Source organism: Rhizobium pisi (assembly GCF_003938655.1).
GTDB lineage: Bacteria > Pseudomonadota > Alphaproteobacteria > Rhizobiales > Rhizobiaceae > Rhizobium > Rhizobium pisi.
The window spans coordinates 121,154-136,584 of the sequence record NZ_RJJT01000011.1; the positions used below are offsets into that span (position 1 = coordinate 121,154).

Below are 15,431 nucleotides of genomic sequence, written 5' to 3' on the forward strand. Positions count from 1 at the left end.
CCTCAATTTTGTTCTATAGGAAAAGCTCGCTGATTTGGCCGATGCGGCATTTGCGGTGACCGGATTTCCGGCCCGCCATTTTCCCGATCGCGAAAGCATGGTGACGTCCCGTCTCAACGTCGGGTTTGGCTTTCGGTGACCTCTCCGGTCATCCGCCTCCAGACTGCGATGCGGTTTCAGCAGGCATCATTTTCATTTCACCCCTGCGGCCCGGTGTTGTCGGGCTGCCCCTCATGACGATCCCGCGATCTCCAATCGCGATCGACAAGCGGGGCGAATACCACGCAGGCTGCGGCTTTCAATTTCGATCTCAAAGGGAGATATCATCGATGGCAAAAGGACAAGTCAGAAGCAATCGCGAGGTCCGGAAGCCGAAGAAGGACAAGCAGGCCGCGAAGGTGGAAAGCACATTCGCCAATCAGATGAAGACGGCGACCCAAACCGCGCCACACGGCAGTGCTCCAAAGAAATAAGCCTCTTATCGAGCCGCCGGCTTTCGCCCTCGCAGCGCATGGCAGCGCAAATCAGGATCGATTTGCGAGAGCATTATGCGTGAATTCAAAGTGATAGCGCGCCCTCTCGGATGCGCCGCGCTCCAGCGCGACATTATCATCCATTGACATGCTTTGGAAAAAACAGGAATTGCTGCAACCATGATCACTCTCCATACGATGTACCACTTCGACTATCCGCTCTTCCTCATTCGCTCGGCCGTGGTGATTGCACTCGGCTTTTCAGCCATCGCGGCCTTTCATGGCGGCGCTCTGTGATCGAATCTGCGCGCCGTAACGAGTACGAGGAAATCCGAGTTGCGCCTTCGGGCGAGCCTGGCGAAAACCCGGAGCGATCCGGAGGAGATGCCGCCCTTTTTGCCGAAAAACGCTGGTTGAAGATCCTTGCCGGATATCGCCAGCCGAGAGCCGGACGGAGCACTTTCGAGCTTGCCGTCACCGTCGTTCCCTTCGCACTGTTCTGGGCTGCCGCATGGGCGGCGGTTCATTACAGCTTCTGGCCCGGCCTGATCCTCGTCGTCCCTGCCGCCGCTTTCTTGCTCCGGCTGTTCATGATCCAGCATGATTGCGGTCACGGCTCGTTTTTTGCCCATCGCGGCGTCGACGACTGGGTTGGACGCGTGATCGGCATCCTGACGCTGACGCCTTACGACTATTGGCGCCGGGCGCATGCGGAACACCACGCCTCGGCCGGAAACCTGGACGAGCGCGGCGTTGGCGACATCGAGACGCTGACGATCGCCGAATACAACGCGCTGTCGCGTTGGGGCCGGCTCGGCTACCGGCTCTACCGGAACCCGATCGTGATGTTCGGGATCGGACCGGCATGGCTGTTCATCATCAAGCAGCGCCTGCCTTTCGGCATGATGCGCTCCGGCGCACTGCCCTGGATCTCGACCATGGCGACCAACCTTGCCATCGCAGTGGCCGCCGCACTTCTGATCTGGACGGTCGGGATCATTCCGTTTCTCCTGGTGCATCTGCCGATCGTGCTGCTTGCGGGCGCAGCCGGCGTCTGGCTGTTCTATGTGCAGCACCAGTTCGAGGAAACGCATTGGTCGAAGAAGCCGGACTGGCAGTTCCAGCACGCGGCACTCCACGGCGCCTCGCACTACGATCTGCCGCCGGTGCTGCGCTGGATTACCGGCAATATCGGCATCCACCATGTGCATCATCTGTCGAGCCGGGTGCCCTACTACCGGCTGCCTGAGGTGCTGCGGGACCATCCGGAACTTGCCGAGATCGGCCGCATCACGCTCATGGAAAGCCTGCGCTGCGTCAAGTTGGTGCTGTGGGACGAACAGACGAAGCGGCTGGTCTCGTTTCGCGATGCGGCGCGGCTCGCCGCCGCGGGATAGTGAGCGGCCTTAGCGGTAGCCCGTCGCATCTGCCGGCTTGCTCGGCTCCTGCACTTCGACCAGGTAACGCCAGCAATCCGGCCGTGAACCGTCGATATCGTCGAAGCCGTAGATCTTTGCCATTCCGCCACTCGACAGCGACTGACCGTTCCAGCGAGCGCGGTCGGGATCGGCGGCGACGGCCGCGACGGCGCGGCCGACGAAGCGCGGCGTTTCGGAAATGGCGAAATGCGGCTGTATCTTCGTCGCCTCGCGCCAGTTCTCCTCTCGCACGCCATAGGCCTCCAGCATCATTTCGGAACGCAGCCAGCCGGGTGTGATCGATATAGCCGTGGCCCCATGTTTTGCCAAATCCTGGGCATGCGCCCAGGCCATCCGGGTGACGCCCGTTTTGACGAGATCGTAGAAGGGCGAAAGCCGATAATGCGTGGCGTTGTATTCGGCCGTGCCGTCAGTCACTTCCACCAGCAGTCCGCCCGGCCGCTCGATCATCAGCGGCAGGGCGTAGTGGGCGGTGATCAGATGCGTCTCGATGCCGAGCTGTAGCATCCGCAGGCCCTTGTCCAGCGAATGCTCCCAGACTGATTTGTCCCATTCGAACAGCTTCTCGCAGCCCCAGATGTCGTTGACGAGGATATCGAGCTGACCGGCCTCGCCGCGGATACGGGCGACCAGCGCCTCGACCTCCTGCCTGACGAGATGATCAACCCGCACGGCAATTCCCGTTCCGCCTGCGGCCGTTACCAGCTCAGCCGTCTCCTCGATCGTCTCAGGCCTGGCATATTCAGATTGCTGCGCACGTGTCGTCCGCCCCGTCACATAGACAGTGGCGCCGGCGGCACCGAGTTCTATCGCGATGCCACGGCCGGCGCCGCGCGTCGCGCCCGCCACCAAAGCCACTTTGTCCCGCAAGTCCGCTGTCATCTTTCCATCCTCCACGCTAGAACGGCATTCATGCCGCGATGGGAATTGATCGGCCGCAACCGGCGTCCGTTGCATATAAACGAATGATCGTTTATAAATATGCAAGAGGAATTTCATGCCGCGCCGCCGTACCCTTTCCGATGAGCAGCTTCTCGCCATGGTGCTGGCGGTGATCCAGGCCGAAGGGCCGGATGCCGCAACCTTTGCGGCAGTGGCGAAAGCGAGCGGTCTTTCCGGCTCGACACTCGTGCAGCGTTTCACGACGAAGGCGGCAATGCTGCGCGCCGCGCTGCTTTATGCCTGGGACAGGCTGGACGCGGAGACGGCTCGGCTTGCCGAGACGGTGCCGAAAACGCCGAGGGGCGCTGTCGCGCTGCTCGTCGGCCTGTCTCAGGATTACGGCGACGATGCCGCGGCCTATGGCGAGGGATTGCTGGTGCTACGCGAGGATTTCCGCGATCCCGTGCTGCGCGCCCGTGGTGCAGCGTGGGGCAAAGCACTGAGGGCCGCTCTCGTCCAATGTTTTGGATCGGCGCAGGCGCCGGAGACGATCGCCCGGCTGATGCTGTCGCAATGGCAGGGCTCGCTGCTCTGGTGGGGTTTTGGCGCAGACGGGCCGATCTCTACCTATGTGGAAACCGAGCTGCAACGTTTCCTCGCAGCCGTGAAATCCTAAGCCCGCTTACGCTTTCTCGTCGTCCTTCTCCTCACCGACGGTCAGCGGCCAGTCGACGACATAATCCTCGAGATCGTCGATATCGATCTCGCTTTCGCTGATCGTGCGTCCTCGCGCAGAAATACCCGCAGCGTGGACGGTTTCGGGATCGCCGGAGACGAGCGGATGCCACCAGTAGAGGTCGCGCCCCTCGCCGACCAGCCGGTAGCCGCAGGTGGGCGGCAGCCAGGCGATGTCAGGCACGTTCTCCTTCGTCAGCTGCACGCAATCTGGCACGAAATCCCAGCGGTTCTCATAGCTGGAGCAGCGACAGCTTTGGCCGTCGAGCAGCTTGCAGCTGACCGAGGTGAAATAGATATCGCCGCTATCCCATTCCTCGATCTTGTTGAGACAGCAGAGGCCGCAGCCGTCGCAGAGGCTTTCCCACTCGGCGACGGTCATTTCGGCAAGCGTCTTGCTCTTCCAGAAGGGCAGATCGTTCATCGTTCGTTTCTTGCAACAGCGGCCCGCAAATTCACGTGACCGCCATTCATCTCTCTTGTTATCAGCCGCAAAATCAATCAATTCTTCAGCATGCTCCTAGTATCGGGGAGCTTTGCGGCCCTATGGTGGCTTCGCGCTTTCGCCGCTTTCCGGCAGCCGGGCATGACCGAAGCGCGATCAGGCGGGAATACAGGACGTGCAAGATCCGGACAACCCAGAAAACGGGCCAGAAAAGGAAGCGGACAAGCGGCCGGCGAAGAGCCGTCACATTCTGCTGCGCATCGATTCGTGGATCGATTCGACCGTCTGGAATGCCGGCTTCCGCGCCGCCGAGATCTGGGAAGATACCACCATCTTCTTCCGCCGCTTCCGCGTTCGTGGCTGGAAGCGCATGGTTTTCGAACTGGCGGGCGAAGGGCTGACGCTCGGCGCTGCCGGCATGGTACTGATGCTGGCGCTCGCCCAGCCGGCTTTCGAAGCCACCAAGGAAGACTGGCGCAACCGCGGCGATTTCGCCGTCACCTTCCTCGACCGCTACGGCAACGTCATCGGCCATCGCGGCGTCATCCACCAGAATTCCGTACCGATCGACGAGTTGCCGGATTCGCTGATCAAATCAGTCATCGCGACCGAGGACCGGCGTTTCTTCGACCATTTCGGCATCGACGCCATCGGCCTGTTCCGCGCCATGGTCACCAATGCCCAGGCCGGCGAAGTCGTGCAGGGCGGCTCGACGCTGACGCAGCAGCTCGCCAAGAACCTCTTCCTTTCCAACGAGCGCTCGATCGACCGCAAGATCACCGAGGCCTTCTTGGCCCTGTGGCTGGAGGCGAACCTCTCCAAGAAGGAAATCCTCTCCACCTATCTCGACCGCGCCTATATGGGCGGCGGTACCTTTGGTGCTGCTGCCGCGGCGCAATTCTATTTCGGCAAGAACATCACCGACGTGAACCTTGCCGAATCCGCCATGCTTGCCGGCCTGTTCAAGGCGCCGGCGAAATATGCGCCGCATGTCAACCTGCCGGCGGCACGTGCGCGCGCCAACGAGGTGCTGACCAATCTCGTGCAAAGCGGGCTGATGACAGAAGGCCAGGTGATCGCCGCCAGGCGCAACCCGGCGACCGTCGTCGACCGCGACGAGGTGGAATCGCCCGATTTCTTCCTCGATTGGGCTTTCGACGAGGTACAGCGGCTTTCTCCACGCTTCCACCAGCATGCGCTGATCGTGCGCACGACGATCGACATGGGCATCCAGCAGGCGGCTGAGGATTCGATCGAAACTTCGCTGCGCGAATATGGCGAGGCCTATCACGCCAAGCAGGGCGCCATGGTGATGATCGAGAATGGCGGCGCGGTGCGCGCCATGGTCGGCGGGCGGGATTATGGCGAGAGCCAGTTCAACCGCGCCACCAAGGCGCTGCGCCAGCCGGGCTCCTCATTCAAGGTCTATACCTATTCGGTGGCCATGGAGAGCGGGATGACGCCGCAGACGACGATCGTCGACGCGCCGATCTCCTGGGGCAACTGGAGCCCGCACAATTATGCCAACCGCTATGCCGGCCGCATAACGCTCGAGACCGCGATAGCCCAGTCGATCAACACCGTGCCGGTACGGCTTGCCAAGGAGAAGCTCGGCATCCAGCCAATCCGGGCGATGGCGAAAAACCTCGGCGTCGAGACCCCAATCCGCGACGACGTCACCATCCCGATCGGCACATCCGAAGTGACGGTGCTCGACCAGGCGACCGCCTATGCCACCTTCCCGGCCGGCGGCTACCAATCGCGCCGCCACGGCATCACGCAGATCCTCGATTACGGCGGCGACGTGCTCTACGATTTCGATCACGACGAGCCTGCTCCGAAGCGTGTGCTGTCCGAACAGGCCGACGCCTATATGAACCAGATGCTATCGCGTGTTCCCTATGTCGGCACGGCACGCAAGGCAGCCCTCGACAACGGCATCGTGACAGCCGGCAAGACCGGTACGACCCAGGCTTATCGCGATGCCTGGTTCGTCGGCTTCACCGGCAATTACACCTGCGCCGTCTGGTTCGGCAATGACGACTACACCTCGACCAACAACATGACCGGCGGCTCACTGCCCGCGATGACCTTCAAGCGCGCCATGGATTATGCTCATCAAGGTGTCACGCTGCGAGCCATCCCCGGCATCGAAAATGCCCTGCCTTCGGAGAAGGACCTCGCCAAAACAGCCGCCGCCAAACCGCAGGACGGGTTGCCGCAGCTCATCCGGCCGCGCATGCTCTCGGTTCAATCGACCGACCTCCTCAAAAATCTCGGCGAGAAGCTAAAGAGCGCCGCCCCGCTTGCGCCGCAGAAGGTCGCGAGCGCCGAGTAGCCGGCGTGCGCATGTTCAAATTGCGTAAGCCGGCACTCCCACGCGGGGCGTGACCGTGGATAGATCAGCGCCTATCTCCCGGCCCGGCATTCCACCCTGCCAGAATCAGTGGTAACCCTTTCACCCGATGTGGTTTCCAAGGTCATGATGTGTTTCGATTTCCCCTTTTCATCCTGGTCACGCTGATCGTCGCCTTCGGCGGCGGGATCATGATCACGCTCTACGCACTGGATGCGACACAGGGTTTTGGGGCGATCAAGCTCGGCGCCTGGGAAGCCTTTCCGGCATTGCAGACCGTCGATGCCGACCCTTACGCCAAGTCGCACCGGGCACGCGCCGGCAAGCTGCTTTACGGCAGCGCTGAGGGATTGACCTTCACGGCAAGCGTCGATGACGAAGGCGCGCGGTTGAATGCCGGCTGCCGCTACCGCATCAGCGGACAGACGCCCCCTGCCCGGCTCTGGACCCTCTTCACCGCCGACAACGGCGGCAATCCGGCGGCGATGAAACCCGGGCTTCCCTCAGCCCTGAACTCATGGACGGTGCTGCGCCAACCCGACAGCAGCTTCTCTATCGAAATATCGGCCGGTGCGCAGCCGGGCAATTGGCTGGCGCTGCCGCAGGCCGGCACGTTCCGGCTGGTGTTGACGCTATTCGACACGCCGACTGCCGGCAGTTCCGGCGTGATCGATCTCGCCATGCCGAAGCTCACGAAGACCGGATGCGGCAATGTTTAGGATATTCTTCGCCGTCCTCACCGGTCTTTTCGGCGCAGCGCTGCTGCATCTGATCATTATCCTTTCGCTGCCCCATTTCACCGGCAAGGACGCAGCGACCCGCATTGAGGCGGAGGGCGACCTCAACAATTTCTACCTGCTGAGCAACGCGTATGACGACGCCGGCCTTGCCAACAGCGACCCGTTCGTGCGCACCGCCGTCTGTTCCTTCGATGTCGAGGATGCCCCGGTGCACTTCACGGCCAAGGGCAAAGTGCCGTTCTGGTCGATCGCGATCTATGACAGCGCTTCCAACGAGGTCTTCAGCATGAACGACCGGACATCGGTCGGCGGCGCGCTCGATGTGCTGGCCGGTGGCCCGATCCAGCTTACGGACCTGCGCAAGAACCTGCCGCAGGAGCTGCAGCAGACAATCCTGGTGGAAATGGCGCGGCCGGACGGTTATGCCGTGCTGCGGACGCTGGCGCCGCAGACGAGTTTCGATGAATCCGCGCGGAACTTCCTCTCGGAAGCGGGCTGCGAACAATTCACCACGCGCTAAGGTTGAAGACGCGTTACTTCTTGTTGACGCGCGGCGCAGGCGCCGGACGATGTTTCGGGCTCTCGGCCAGCCGCTCATAACGAACGCCGGTGAACCATAGGATTTTGCCTTCACGAGGCTCTTTATCCGGGCGACGCGGCGTCCGTGGCTGCCGATCCGCCAATGCGACTATTATTGCCATTCTCGTCTCCATGCACTGCCCGAGACGGATGAACTTGCGATGGATTTCACCCTGCCCGCCAATCTGCGGGCCGGCGCGTCCTGCGATGCCGGGATGACCGGACCGAGGGCATTCGCGCCTTTCCCACGGCACCTGATCGAAATACCGTGATGCGGAGTTTCAACGATCCAGATACTCAAATCGCGTCGTTCCTATCCGAATTGAGACACATGACAGTTAACAGTTTACTAATATTTGGCTGATGCCAAACATAGTTCCCGTGATTTGCTTGTAACGCGTGAACAGTTGTTTTGGTTTCACGCCGCCCACACAAAAGCACCACGTGAATCGAACCATAAAATTAAAAGAAATTCATATGGTTGGGGAGAATGTGCTGGTTTAGCCTGGGCGCAGGGAATGGTGTTGCAAATATACGTCACGAAAATATTCGTATTTTCGCCCGTGTCGTCAAACGTTCCGGGCAGCGATCGATCGGGGATCATTCACACCCTTGGCGGAAATGCTGAGGGCAAGCGATATTCTCGCCCTGGGATCGCTGTGCTGTCGCGCCGCGTCTGATACCAGGTGAGCGGACCTGCGCGCTGACACCAAGAGCGTCGGGGCGCAATCTGACGCATCCAGGGCATTCCGACCTTTGTCACGCCGGTCACGACAGCTGCCAGAGCTGCCGCACGCACTGCGCGATCAGCGGAACACCTGACCTTTTCCAGAGCCACAACTCGATGCTCAATCGCCGCAATGCCCCTTCAAAAACAAGTCGATTTATATTGCCGGCTAATAATATTAGAGCACGCTAAACGTGTGTATTTCTGTTGCATTTTAATAAAATCTTCAGCATGCATTAACCGTACCGGTGTAGGATTTGTTCATAACCGTATGGCCTGACATGCGTTCCGCCAGCGCATATTGGCCCGTGGTTCCCCTTGTTCTGCGTTTTCAGGGTGTGCTTGTGCGTGACCGGTTTAGAGACCTAGAGGGCCCCTTGGCCGTCAGGAAAAAGGACGTGGTATTGATGGCGACTGTCAGCAGTTTCGAGAATCTGTGTCATCCGACACGATCCGAGCTGCGCCAGTTTGCCGAGCTTTTCACACCGCTGTTCCAGGCTTCCTCCGACGAGGCCAGGCGCCAGGCGGTCGCCGCCCTGTCCCAATGCGAACACATGCCTGCAGCCGTGGCGCTGTTCATCGGCAGCCAGTCGATCGAGATCGCGGCTCCTTTCCTTACCGCTTCACAGGCAATCAGCGACGATACGCTGATCACCATCGCCCGCACGCAAGGCAAGGCGCATGTGAAGGCGATTGTCAGCCGCGATTCGCTCTCGCCGAAGGTCATCGACGCCCTGGTGGCGCTGCGCCAGGCCGGCCCGAGGTCCGCCGCCCCGGTGGCTCCCATTAGCGAAACACCGGCCGTGCCGCTTTCGCCGATACCGACCGAAACGAATGAGGCAGATGCGCTGGAGGAACAGCGGGTTGCCAATGAAACGGCATTGCGCGAGCGCATCCTCGACCTTGCTGGTCATCTCGGCCGCAACGATGAGGACAGGCTCGGCCTGCGGACGCTCACCGACATTCAGGAGGCGCTGCTGGTGCGCTTCGCCCGCTCCCGCGAGGCGACGCATTTCGCAACCGCGCTTGCCGATGCGCTTTCCGCCAGCCGCTGGCTTGCGGAGCGCATCATGCTTGATCTTTCCGGCCAGCAGCTCGCCACGACGCTGACGAGCCTCGGCATGGGCTTTCTCGACTCCGTCTTCGTGCTTGAAAAGCTCTATCCGCACCTTGCCGAACAGCAGCACAACGTCACGCGCGGCTGGATGGTGCTCGATGCGCTCGACCCGGAAGAGTGCCACGAACGTGTGGAAGCCTGGCGACGCGCCGATCGCTACACTTACAAATCGGACGTGCCCCACACGTCCGCGCCATCGGAAGCGACCAACTATCGCGTCATCCGCCAGGCGCCACCGCAGCGCGACATGCGCGCCTTGGGGCGGCGGTCTCGCTGAGTTTAAAGGCCATCAGCCGTCCCGCGCGAGCGGGATGATGTCGCCCAATTCCTCCGCCTCGAGCTCGACGATCCAGAGATCGGGATCGAACTTGCGTTCGCGCTCCAGCATGGCGCGCACCGCTTCCGGCTCGGCTCGCGTCAGGCGGATCTCGAACAGGCGGTCGCCGGCCTGGTCTTCGTCGAAGGCGGTCTGCGGCGCCGGTGCGTAAAGCGTTTCCAGGCCGTCGCGGAAATGCTGGCGGATGAAGATCGCACCGGCCTCCTCCGCGCCCTTTTTCTCCACCGCGGCAAAATCGCCGCTGGCGAAGACGCGGCGCAGGAGGGCGGAAACGAAGATATCGGCGCGTAATCTCATCGGCGCGGTATAGACCGGCGCGCAGGCGGCGGCAATCCAAGGTCAAGCCTTGATCCGGTAAGGCCGACACGATCGGCGAAGATGCGGCGGTTGAATGTTCCAGACGGGTCGTCAGGCCCCTGCTGCTGCAAGAGCTTCCGCTTGCGGGGCAAATCCGGCCGCGCTGCTAAATCGCGCCGATTTCCCTGAGTTTTTTCAGCACGGCTTCGTTCGGCTCGCCGTTTTCGGGCAGGTTGTAGTGCTTCTGGAAATGGCGGATGGCCGCGCGGGTCTGCTCGCCGGCGACGCCGTCGACGCCGACATTGGCATAGGCCATGTTGGAAAGACCCTTCTGGATCTTCAGCACCAGATCGACATTGGTGACTTCGCTCGACGGAACCTGCTTTGCGGCTGATGGGGCCGTTTTGATCGTCTTTTCGGCGCTGCGGATCGCTGCTGCGACCGGATCTTCCGCCGACGCTTTCGAACTCACATCCTCATGCGGCTTTTCGGCGGGCACGGTCGAGGGACCGGCAGCATCGGTTTTCAGCGCCGCCAGGACCTCCGGCGTCGCATCCCCGGTCTGAGCCATGCCGACCGTCTCCTCGAAGAAGAGGATCGCCGCACTGGTGCGGGGGCCGATAATACCGTCGGGGGTGCCGTTATAGAGGCCGCGGCGCACCAGCTGCTGCTGGATGTCCATGACGAGCTGGCTCGGCTGCTGACCCGGCGCGGCAGGCGCCGGCGTGGCGTTGGTGGTGGATGCGTCCTGCGGCCGTTCGATCCGGAATGTGGTGACGTCGCCCTGTTGTTCCTCGGCCGGGCGATGGGCGCCGAGCACATTCGGAAACTGCGGGTCGCGGGTGCGGAATATCGGGTGCGGGTGCGAGCCCGGCTGATACCACAGTGCGTTGGCTGCGACGAAGGAGAAGATGACGACGAAGGCGATCGTGCCGCCGGCGACCGACGGATTGCGGCCGATGACGCCGCCGAGCACGGAAGCTCCCTGCAAGCCGAGACCGCCGAGGGCGGCGGCGCCCGTTATCAAAAGGCCAGGCTGCTGCCGACCCCTTTTTCCTTTAGGCGATTTTCGCTTGCGCGCGGCCATCGAAAAGCCCCTCTTCCAATTCTACCCCGGTATTGACCGCGCCCTTCAGCCGCGGAGGAAACTCGACAGTCGCGGCGTGACCGGCATCTTCTGCGCGCTTGGCGCCCGAGCCGTCAACCGCGATCTCAATGGTAATGATCGTGCCTTCGCCGGGCTGGCTGGCGATGGCGAAGTTTCCACCATGCAGTGCTACCAGCCCCTTGACCAGTGAAAGGCCGAGGCCCGTGCCTTCGAACCGGCGGGTATAGTCATTCTGGATCTGGACGAAGGGCTGGCCGAGTAATGCCAGCTTATCGGCCGGAATGCCGATGCCAGTGTCGCTGACCGTCAGCTTCAGAATGCCGTCGCGCGCCGCTGCATCGACGGAGACGACGCCGCCGGCCTCGGTGAACTTCACGGCGTTGCCGACAAGATTGATGAGGATCTGCTGGATGGCGCGCTGATCGGCGACGATTTCGCCGAGGCCGCGCTGGATACGGCTCGTTAGGGTGACGCCCTTGGTTTTGGCCTGCAATGCCAGCATCGATTCGCAGGATTTGACCGAGCTTGCGATATCGAAAGCTTCGAGAATCAGCTCGTAGCGACCAGCCTCGATCTTGCTCATGTCGAGCATGGTGTTGACGACGGACAGCAGATGCGCGCCGGATTCGCGAACCAGGCCCACATATTCGCGCTGTCGGTCGTTTTCGAACTTGCCGAAATATTCACCGATCAGGATATCGGAAAAACCGAGAATGGCGTTCAGCGGCGTGCGCAGCTCGTGGCTGACGGCGGCAAGGAAGCGCGATTTGGCATCGTTTGCGGATTCGGCATCGGCCGCGCGGCTCTGGGCTTCGTCACGCAGCTGCTGTTCGACGGAGACGTCGCGCAACTGGGCGATGACGGCGGCAAGCTCGCCGTCCGCGTCGCGGCGGGCGGTCATGTCCATTCTCAAATATGCAAACTGACGTTGATCGCGCGAGACCGAGGGCCGGTCGAGACGCAGATCGACGCTCGCGGCATCTTCGCCCCTGCGCAGGAGATCGAGTGCCCGCAGGAAAAGGATGCGGTCGGAGACATGCACCTGTTCGAGGAAGCCCCTGCCCTTGGGATCGCGCATCCAGGCGAGGAAATCACGGCGGTCGCGGCCGCCGACCGTCACGACACTGCCGTGCGGATCGAGGAAGAAGACGAGGCCTGGGGAGGCAGCAAGGAAAAAATCCTCGGCCGACTGCGTGGCGATGCCGGCGGGCGAGCCCTGACGGGCAAGCGCGATGCTGCCGACGGCTGAAAAGAGAAAGGCGGCGCAAACCATGGCGACACCCGCCGGCAGGGCAACGGCAGGGCTGGTGACGGCCGACAGCCCGATCGGAGCAGCAACGAGAGCGGCCGACGACATGAGGACGAGCCGGCGCAGAATTGCGAGCTCGCGTTGGCGCACAGCTTCGCCGCCTCCCGTCCGGGAGAGCCAGCTTGTCGCTGCCCGGTCTACGAGGGCCGTCGCCCAGCCGCCAATGTCACTCAATACACGCACGCAATACCCGCCCAAAAGGCTGTCTATCGATCCGGACAATAGGCCCCGCCGACTTAAAGAAAGGATAAGGCAAAAGCGCTGTTCACAGCCTGAAAGGGCCGAAATTCCCGTTTTGAGGCATATGGAAGGCTCTTTGCCTTTTGTGGTTAATGGGGGGTAAGCGACGGATTTTCCTCATATTTCAGTATCGCGTTAACTCCTGTGGCAAGGCGAGCGGGCAAAAGCCCTGCAATTGCAAGGAGGTGCTGCCCTGATGTTTAACGGCGATCGCTCACATTCGAATTAAATGCGGCTCAAATACCCTTCGCTAAAATTTGAACTAAATTTGCCGCAAATGCGCGTGAGTTTCGAAAAGCGGCATTCGCAACTTGGCGGTAGGGTGAAAGCACACCGGACAACCGGCCTGATTCGGCGACAAGAACCGGACGGGAAAACAGGATGGGCAACGACAATGTGGTTTCTGATCAAAGGATCCTTCTGGTTTGGCCTTGTGCTCGTGCTTCTTTCCGTCTTCAGCACGGAGAGTTCCGACAAGCTGGCCAATGGCCCGCAATTGCAGCTTTCCGACGCGTTTACGGCGGCAAGCGGCGCCTATGACTATCTCACCGGCATGTGCTCGGAAAAGCCAGAGGTCTGCGCCAAGGGCGCGGAGACCTTCACAGCGCTCGGATACAGGGCCCGTGAAGGCGCCCGTGTCGCCTATGAACTCCTCGACAGCCAATTCAAGGACGAGGCGCCGGCGACCGCAAAACTTGCTGGACCGCAGACGCCGGTCGCACTCAACATTCCCTCCCTCGCTGCGCCTTCGCTTCAGGAAAAGGTGCGCGAGGCCAAAGCCGCGCTGAACCAGCCGATGCCTTACCGTCCGCCGGTCGATGACGAGGATACAGCCGCGACGGTGGTAACAGGCGCTATTCCGCTGCCGACGCCGAAACCGGCGACCTGACGAAATTTTCGCGGGCACACGCCCGCAGCACCTTCGGGTTTCTAGCTTGCATCGGTGGTCCGCATGACGCGGAAATGCCCCATGCCTGACGTGCCTGCCCTGTTCAATTCAGCATGTTGCTGCGCCGTGAGGATGCCCATCCCTCACGGCGTTTCTTCTATTTTTTTGCGTAATTCGCTGCAAAATCGCTGCGCGCTTTGCCTGGGATTGCTTTAACGGTTCAAATCCGCTGGTCTTTCACCTATATGCACTTCAAGAGCTTTTCCTGACGCATTCCGGATGCAAAACCGCTGCGCATTTTGCTGGAATTGCTTGAACGGTGAAAGGCTTTTCCATGTCATCCCTCGACCAGATCATTGACGACTTCACCTTCCTGGACGATTGGGAAGACCGCTACCGCTATGTCATCGAGCTCGGCAAGGCGCTGCCCGACCTGCCGGAGGAGAAGCGCACCTCCGCGAACAAGGTGATGGGATGCGCAAGCCAGGTATGGCTGGTGACGCATACGACAGGCGACCCCGACAATCCCGTCATGAGTTTCGAGGGTGATTCGGACGCCCATATCGTGCGCGGACTGGTCGCCATCGTGCTTGCCACCTATTCCGGTAAGAAAGCATCCGAGATCGCTGGCCTCGATGCCTTCGAGATATTCTCGAAGATCGGCTTGGTGGAGAATTTGTCGTCGCAGCGCTCGAACGGACTGCGATCGATGGTGAACAGGATCCGCGAAGAGGCAAGGGTCCGCGCTGCGGCTTGAAAACGATTGAAGTTGATCGGCGTCGAGAAACGTTCGCCGCAAACCGATCGATTCGGAAGCGCCGTCCGGGCATCCGAGTATATTAACACTTGCTCATAATACAGGAATACATTCTGCGCCTCCCTGCGAAGCAAAAGACGGGAGGCCTCGCAATATCACCTCCCGCGCCTGGTTCCGCCGGCGAAGGGCGTGAAATACTGGAGAGAATTTTCCTCGTCCTGAATGAATACAAAAAAGCCGGGCGTAAGACCCGGCTTTTGTCGTTGTTGCTTTCGAAAAAGCTCAGCCGCGGCCGCGCTTGCGGCGCTGCCCCAGGCCCATTTCCTTTGCCAGGCGCGAACGCGCTTCAGCATAAGCGGGCGCTACCATCGGGTAATCGGTCGGCAGGTCCCACTTCTCGCGGTATTCTTCCGGCGAGAGGCTGTGATGCGTCATCAGGTGACGCTTGAGGGACTTGAAGTTGCCGCCGCATTCCAAACACGTGATCTGCTCGTCCTGCACCGATTTGCGGACAGAAACTGCAGGCTTCTGCTTTTCGACGATCGCCGCAGCGGGCTGCGGTACGGACGTGTTGCTGAGTGCCGAATGCACGTCGGAAATCAGATTGGCCAGGTCGCTGACCGGTACAACGTGGTTGCTGACATAAGCCGCGACGATGTCGGCCGTCAGTTCCACAAGCAGCTCCGGCCCATTGCCGGTCGCTATATCAGTCATATTCTTTCTCCTGTTAGCATGCTCAAACGGCCCTTGACTGACGCGTCAAAGACCCTCCTCGTAGAAGCAAACAGCAAAAGTACAGGAAGCGACCTTCTGTTCCGAAAAACACGAAATCCACCCCTAGATTCCGAAGACCGAGACCTGCTCTTATACTGCCTGATCGAAAACCACTACGTCGTGCCCCAGGCGATGGCCTCAGTTAGACATTGAAAATCAAAACTGAGGGACTTGGAAGCAGTAGGATTGTAATTCACAATCAGAACTCTACTTGCATTTTCAAATAC

The 15,431-nt window shown here is 60.9% G+C and carries 14 protein-coding genes; 8 read left to right on the forward strand and 6 right to left on the reverse strand.

The genetic code is table 11. From position 1 onward, the window contains the following. Positions 1-766 precede the first annotated feature (766 nt). Complete coding sequence (locus EFD55_RS17125) at positions 767-1,870, forward strand: fatty acid desaturase (RefSeq protein ID WP_125846251.1); 1,104 nt, start codon at positions 767-769, stop codon at positions 1,868-1,870. 9 nt (positions 1,871-1,879) lie between these two features. Here EFD55_RS17125 and EFD55_RS17130 read toward each other — a convergent pair whose 3' ends face one another. Next, a complete protein-coding gene (locus EFD55_RS17130) occupies positions 1,880-2,794 on the reverse strand; it encodes an SDR family oxidoreductase (RefSeq protein WP_125846252.1) in 915 nt (304 codons plus the stop codon). 115 nt (positions 2,795-2,909) lie between these two features. Between EFD55_RS17130 and EFD55_RS17135 the strand changes: the two genes are divergently transcribed. Next, positions 2,910-3,470 (forward strand): TetR family transcriptional regulator, encoded by a 561-nt coding sequence (locus EFD55_RS17135; RefSeq protein ID WP_125846253.1) that lies wholly within the window; start codon positions 2,910-2,912, stop codon positions 3,468-3,470. A gap of 6 nt (positions 3,471-3,476) precedes the next feature. On the opposite strand, the gene EFD55_RS17140 is transcribed toward EFD55_RS17135, so the two are convergent. Then, a complete protein-coding gene (locus EFD55_RS17140; protein WP_125846254.1) occupies positions 3,477-3,953 on the reverse strand; it encodes a YcgN family cysteine cluster protein in 477 nt (158 codons plus the stop codon). 196 nt (positions 3,954-4,149) lie between these two features. Between EFD55_RS17140 and EFD55_RS17145 the strand changes: the two genes are divergently transcribed. The 4 genes from EFD55_RS17145 (at position 4,150) to EFD55_RS17160 (ending at position 9,770) form a co-directional block, all read left to right on the forward strand. Further along, a complete protein-coding gene (locus EFD55_RS17145) occupies positions 4,150-6,312 on the forward strand; it encodes a transglycosylase domain-containing protein (protein WP_125846255.1) in 2,163 nt (720 codons plus the stop codon). Positions 6,313-6,461: 149 nt separating this feature from the next. Next, positions 6,462-7,049, forward strand: a complete 588-nt coding sequence (locus EFD55_RS17150) for a DUF1214 domain-containing protein (RefSeq protein ID WP_125846256.1) — start codon at positions 6,462-6,464, stop codon at positions 7,047-7,049. Next, positions 7,042-7,590, forward strand: coding sequence for a DUF1254 domain-containing protein (locus EFD55_RS17155; protein ID WP_125846257.1), 549 nt, complete (start codon positions 7,042-7,044; stop codon positions 7,588-7,590). Before EFD55_RS17150 ends, EFD55_RS17155 begins: the two co-directional genes overlap by 8 nt. Before the next feature lie 1,130 nt (positions 7,591-8,720). Then, positions 8,721-9,770 (forward strand): DUF2336 domain-containing protein, encoded by a 1,050-nt coding sequence (locus EFD55_RS17160; protein WP_125846258.1) that lies wholly within the window; start codon positions 8,721-8,723, stop codon positions 9,768-9,770. Between the two features lie 12 nt (positions 9,771-9,782). Here EFD55_RS17160 and EFD55_RS17165 read toward each other — a convergent pair whose 3' ends face one another. The 3 genes from EFD55_RS17165 to EFD55_RS17175 all read right to left on the reverse strand — a co-directional run bounded on the left by EFD55_RS17165 (position 9,783) and on the right by EFD55_RS17175 (position 12,766). Beyond that, positions 9,783-10,127 (reverse strand): DUF1491 family protein, encoded by a 345-nt coding sequence (locus tag EFD55_RS17165; RefSeq protein WP_125846259.1) that lies wholly within the window; start codon positions 10,125-10,127, stop codon positions 9,783-9,785. A gap of 166 nt (positions 10,128-10,293) precedes the next feature. Further along, positions 10,294-11,214, reverse strand: coding sequence for a peptidoglycan-binding domain-containing protein (locus EFD55_RS17170; RefSeq protein WP_125846260.1), 921 nt, complete (start codon positions 11,212-11,214; stop codon positions 10,294-10,296). Beyond that, positions 11,186-12,766: a sensor histidine kinase gene (locus EFD55_RS17175; protein ID WP_210276242.1), complete on the reverse strand. Its 1,581-nt coding sequence runs from the start codon at positions 12,764-12,766 to the stop codon at positions 11,186-11,188. Before EFD55_RS17175 ends, EFD55_RS17170 begins: the two co-directional genes overlap by 29 nt. Positions 12,767-13,178: 412 nt before the next feature. On the opposite strand from EFD55_RS17175, the gene EFD55_RS17180 reads away from it, so the two are divergent. Both EFD55_RS17180 and EFD55_RS17185 read left to right on the forward strand, forming a co-directional pair. After that, positions 13,179-13,673 (forward strand): DUF5330 domain-containing protein, encoded by a 495-nt coding sequence (locus EFD55_RS17180; protein WP_125846262.1) that lies wholly within the window; start codon positions 13,179-13,181, stop codon positions 13,671-13,673. Between the two features lie 334 nt (positions 13,674-14,007). After that, a complete protein-coding gene (locus tag EFD55_RS17185; RefSeq protein ID WP_125846263.1) occupies positions 14,008-14,430 on the forward strand; it encodes a SufE family protein in 423 nt (140 codons plus the stop codon). A gap of 282 nt (positions 14,431-14,712) precedes the next feature. Here the strand turns inward: EFD55_RS17185 and EFD55_RS17190 are convergent, their stop codons facing one another. Next, positions 14,713-15,144 (reverse strand): Ros/MucR family transcriptional regulator, encoded by a 432-nt coding sequence (locus tag EFD55_RS17190; RefSeq protein ID WP_008528845.1) that lies wholly within the window; start codon positions 15,142-15,144, stop codon positions 14,713-14,715. Between the last annotated feature and the right edge of the window lie 287 nt (positions 15,145-15,431).

Excerpts from the sequence above, each read along its gene's own strand:
- EFD55_RS17130 (WP_125846252.1), bottom strand. The coding sequence starts at position 2,794 with ATGACAGCGGACTTGCGGGACAAAGTGGCTTTGGTGGCGGGCGCGACG.
- EFD55_RS17135 (WP_125846253.1), top strand. The coding sequence starts at position 2,910 with ATGCCGCGCCGCCGTACCCTTTCCGATGAGCAGCTTCTCGCCATGGTG.
- EFD55_RS17140 (WP_125846254.1), bottom strand. The coding sequence starts at position 3,953 with ATGAACGATCTGCCCTTCTGGAAGAGCAAGACGCTTGCCGAAATGACC.
- EFD55_RS17155 (WP_125846257.1), top strand. The coding sequence starts at position 7,042 with ATGTTTAGGATATTCTTCGCCGTCCTCACCGGTCTTTTCGGCGCAGCG.
- EFD55_RS17165 (WP_125846259.1), bottom strand. The coding sequence starts at position 10,127 with ATGAGATTACGCGCCGATATCTTCGTTTCCGCCCTCCTGCGCCGCGTC.
- EFD55_RS17170 (WP_125846260.1), bottom strand. The coding sequence starts at position 11,214 with ATGGCCGCGCGCAAGCGAAAATCGCCTAAAGGAAAAAGGGGTCGGCAG.
- EFD55_RS17180 (WP_125846262.1), top strand. The coding sequence starts at position 13,179 with ATGTGGTTTCTGATCAAAGGATCCTTCTGGTTTGGCCTTGTGCTCGTG.
- EFD55_RS17185 (WP_125846263.1), top strand. The coding sequence starts at position 14,008 with ATGTCATCCCTCGACCAGATCATTGACGACTTCACCTTCCTGGACGAT.
- EFD55_RS17190 (WP_008528845.1), bottom strand. The coding sequence starts at position 15,144 with ATGACTGATATAGCGACCGGCAATGGGCCGGAGCTGCTTGTGGAACTG.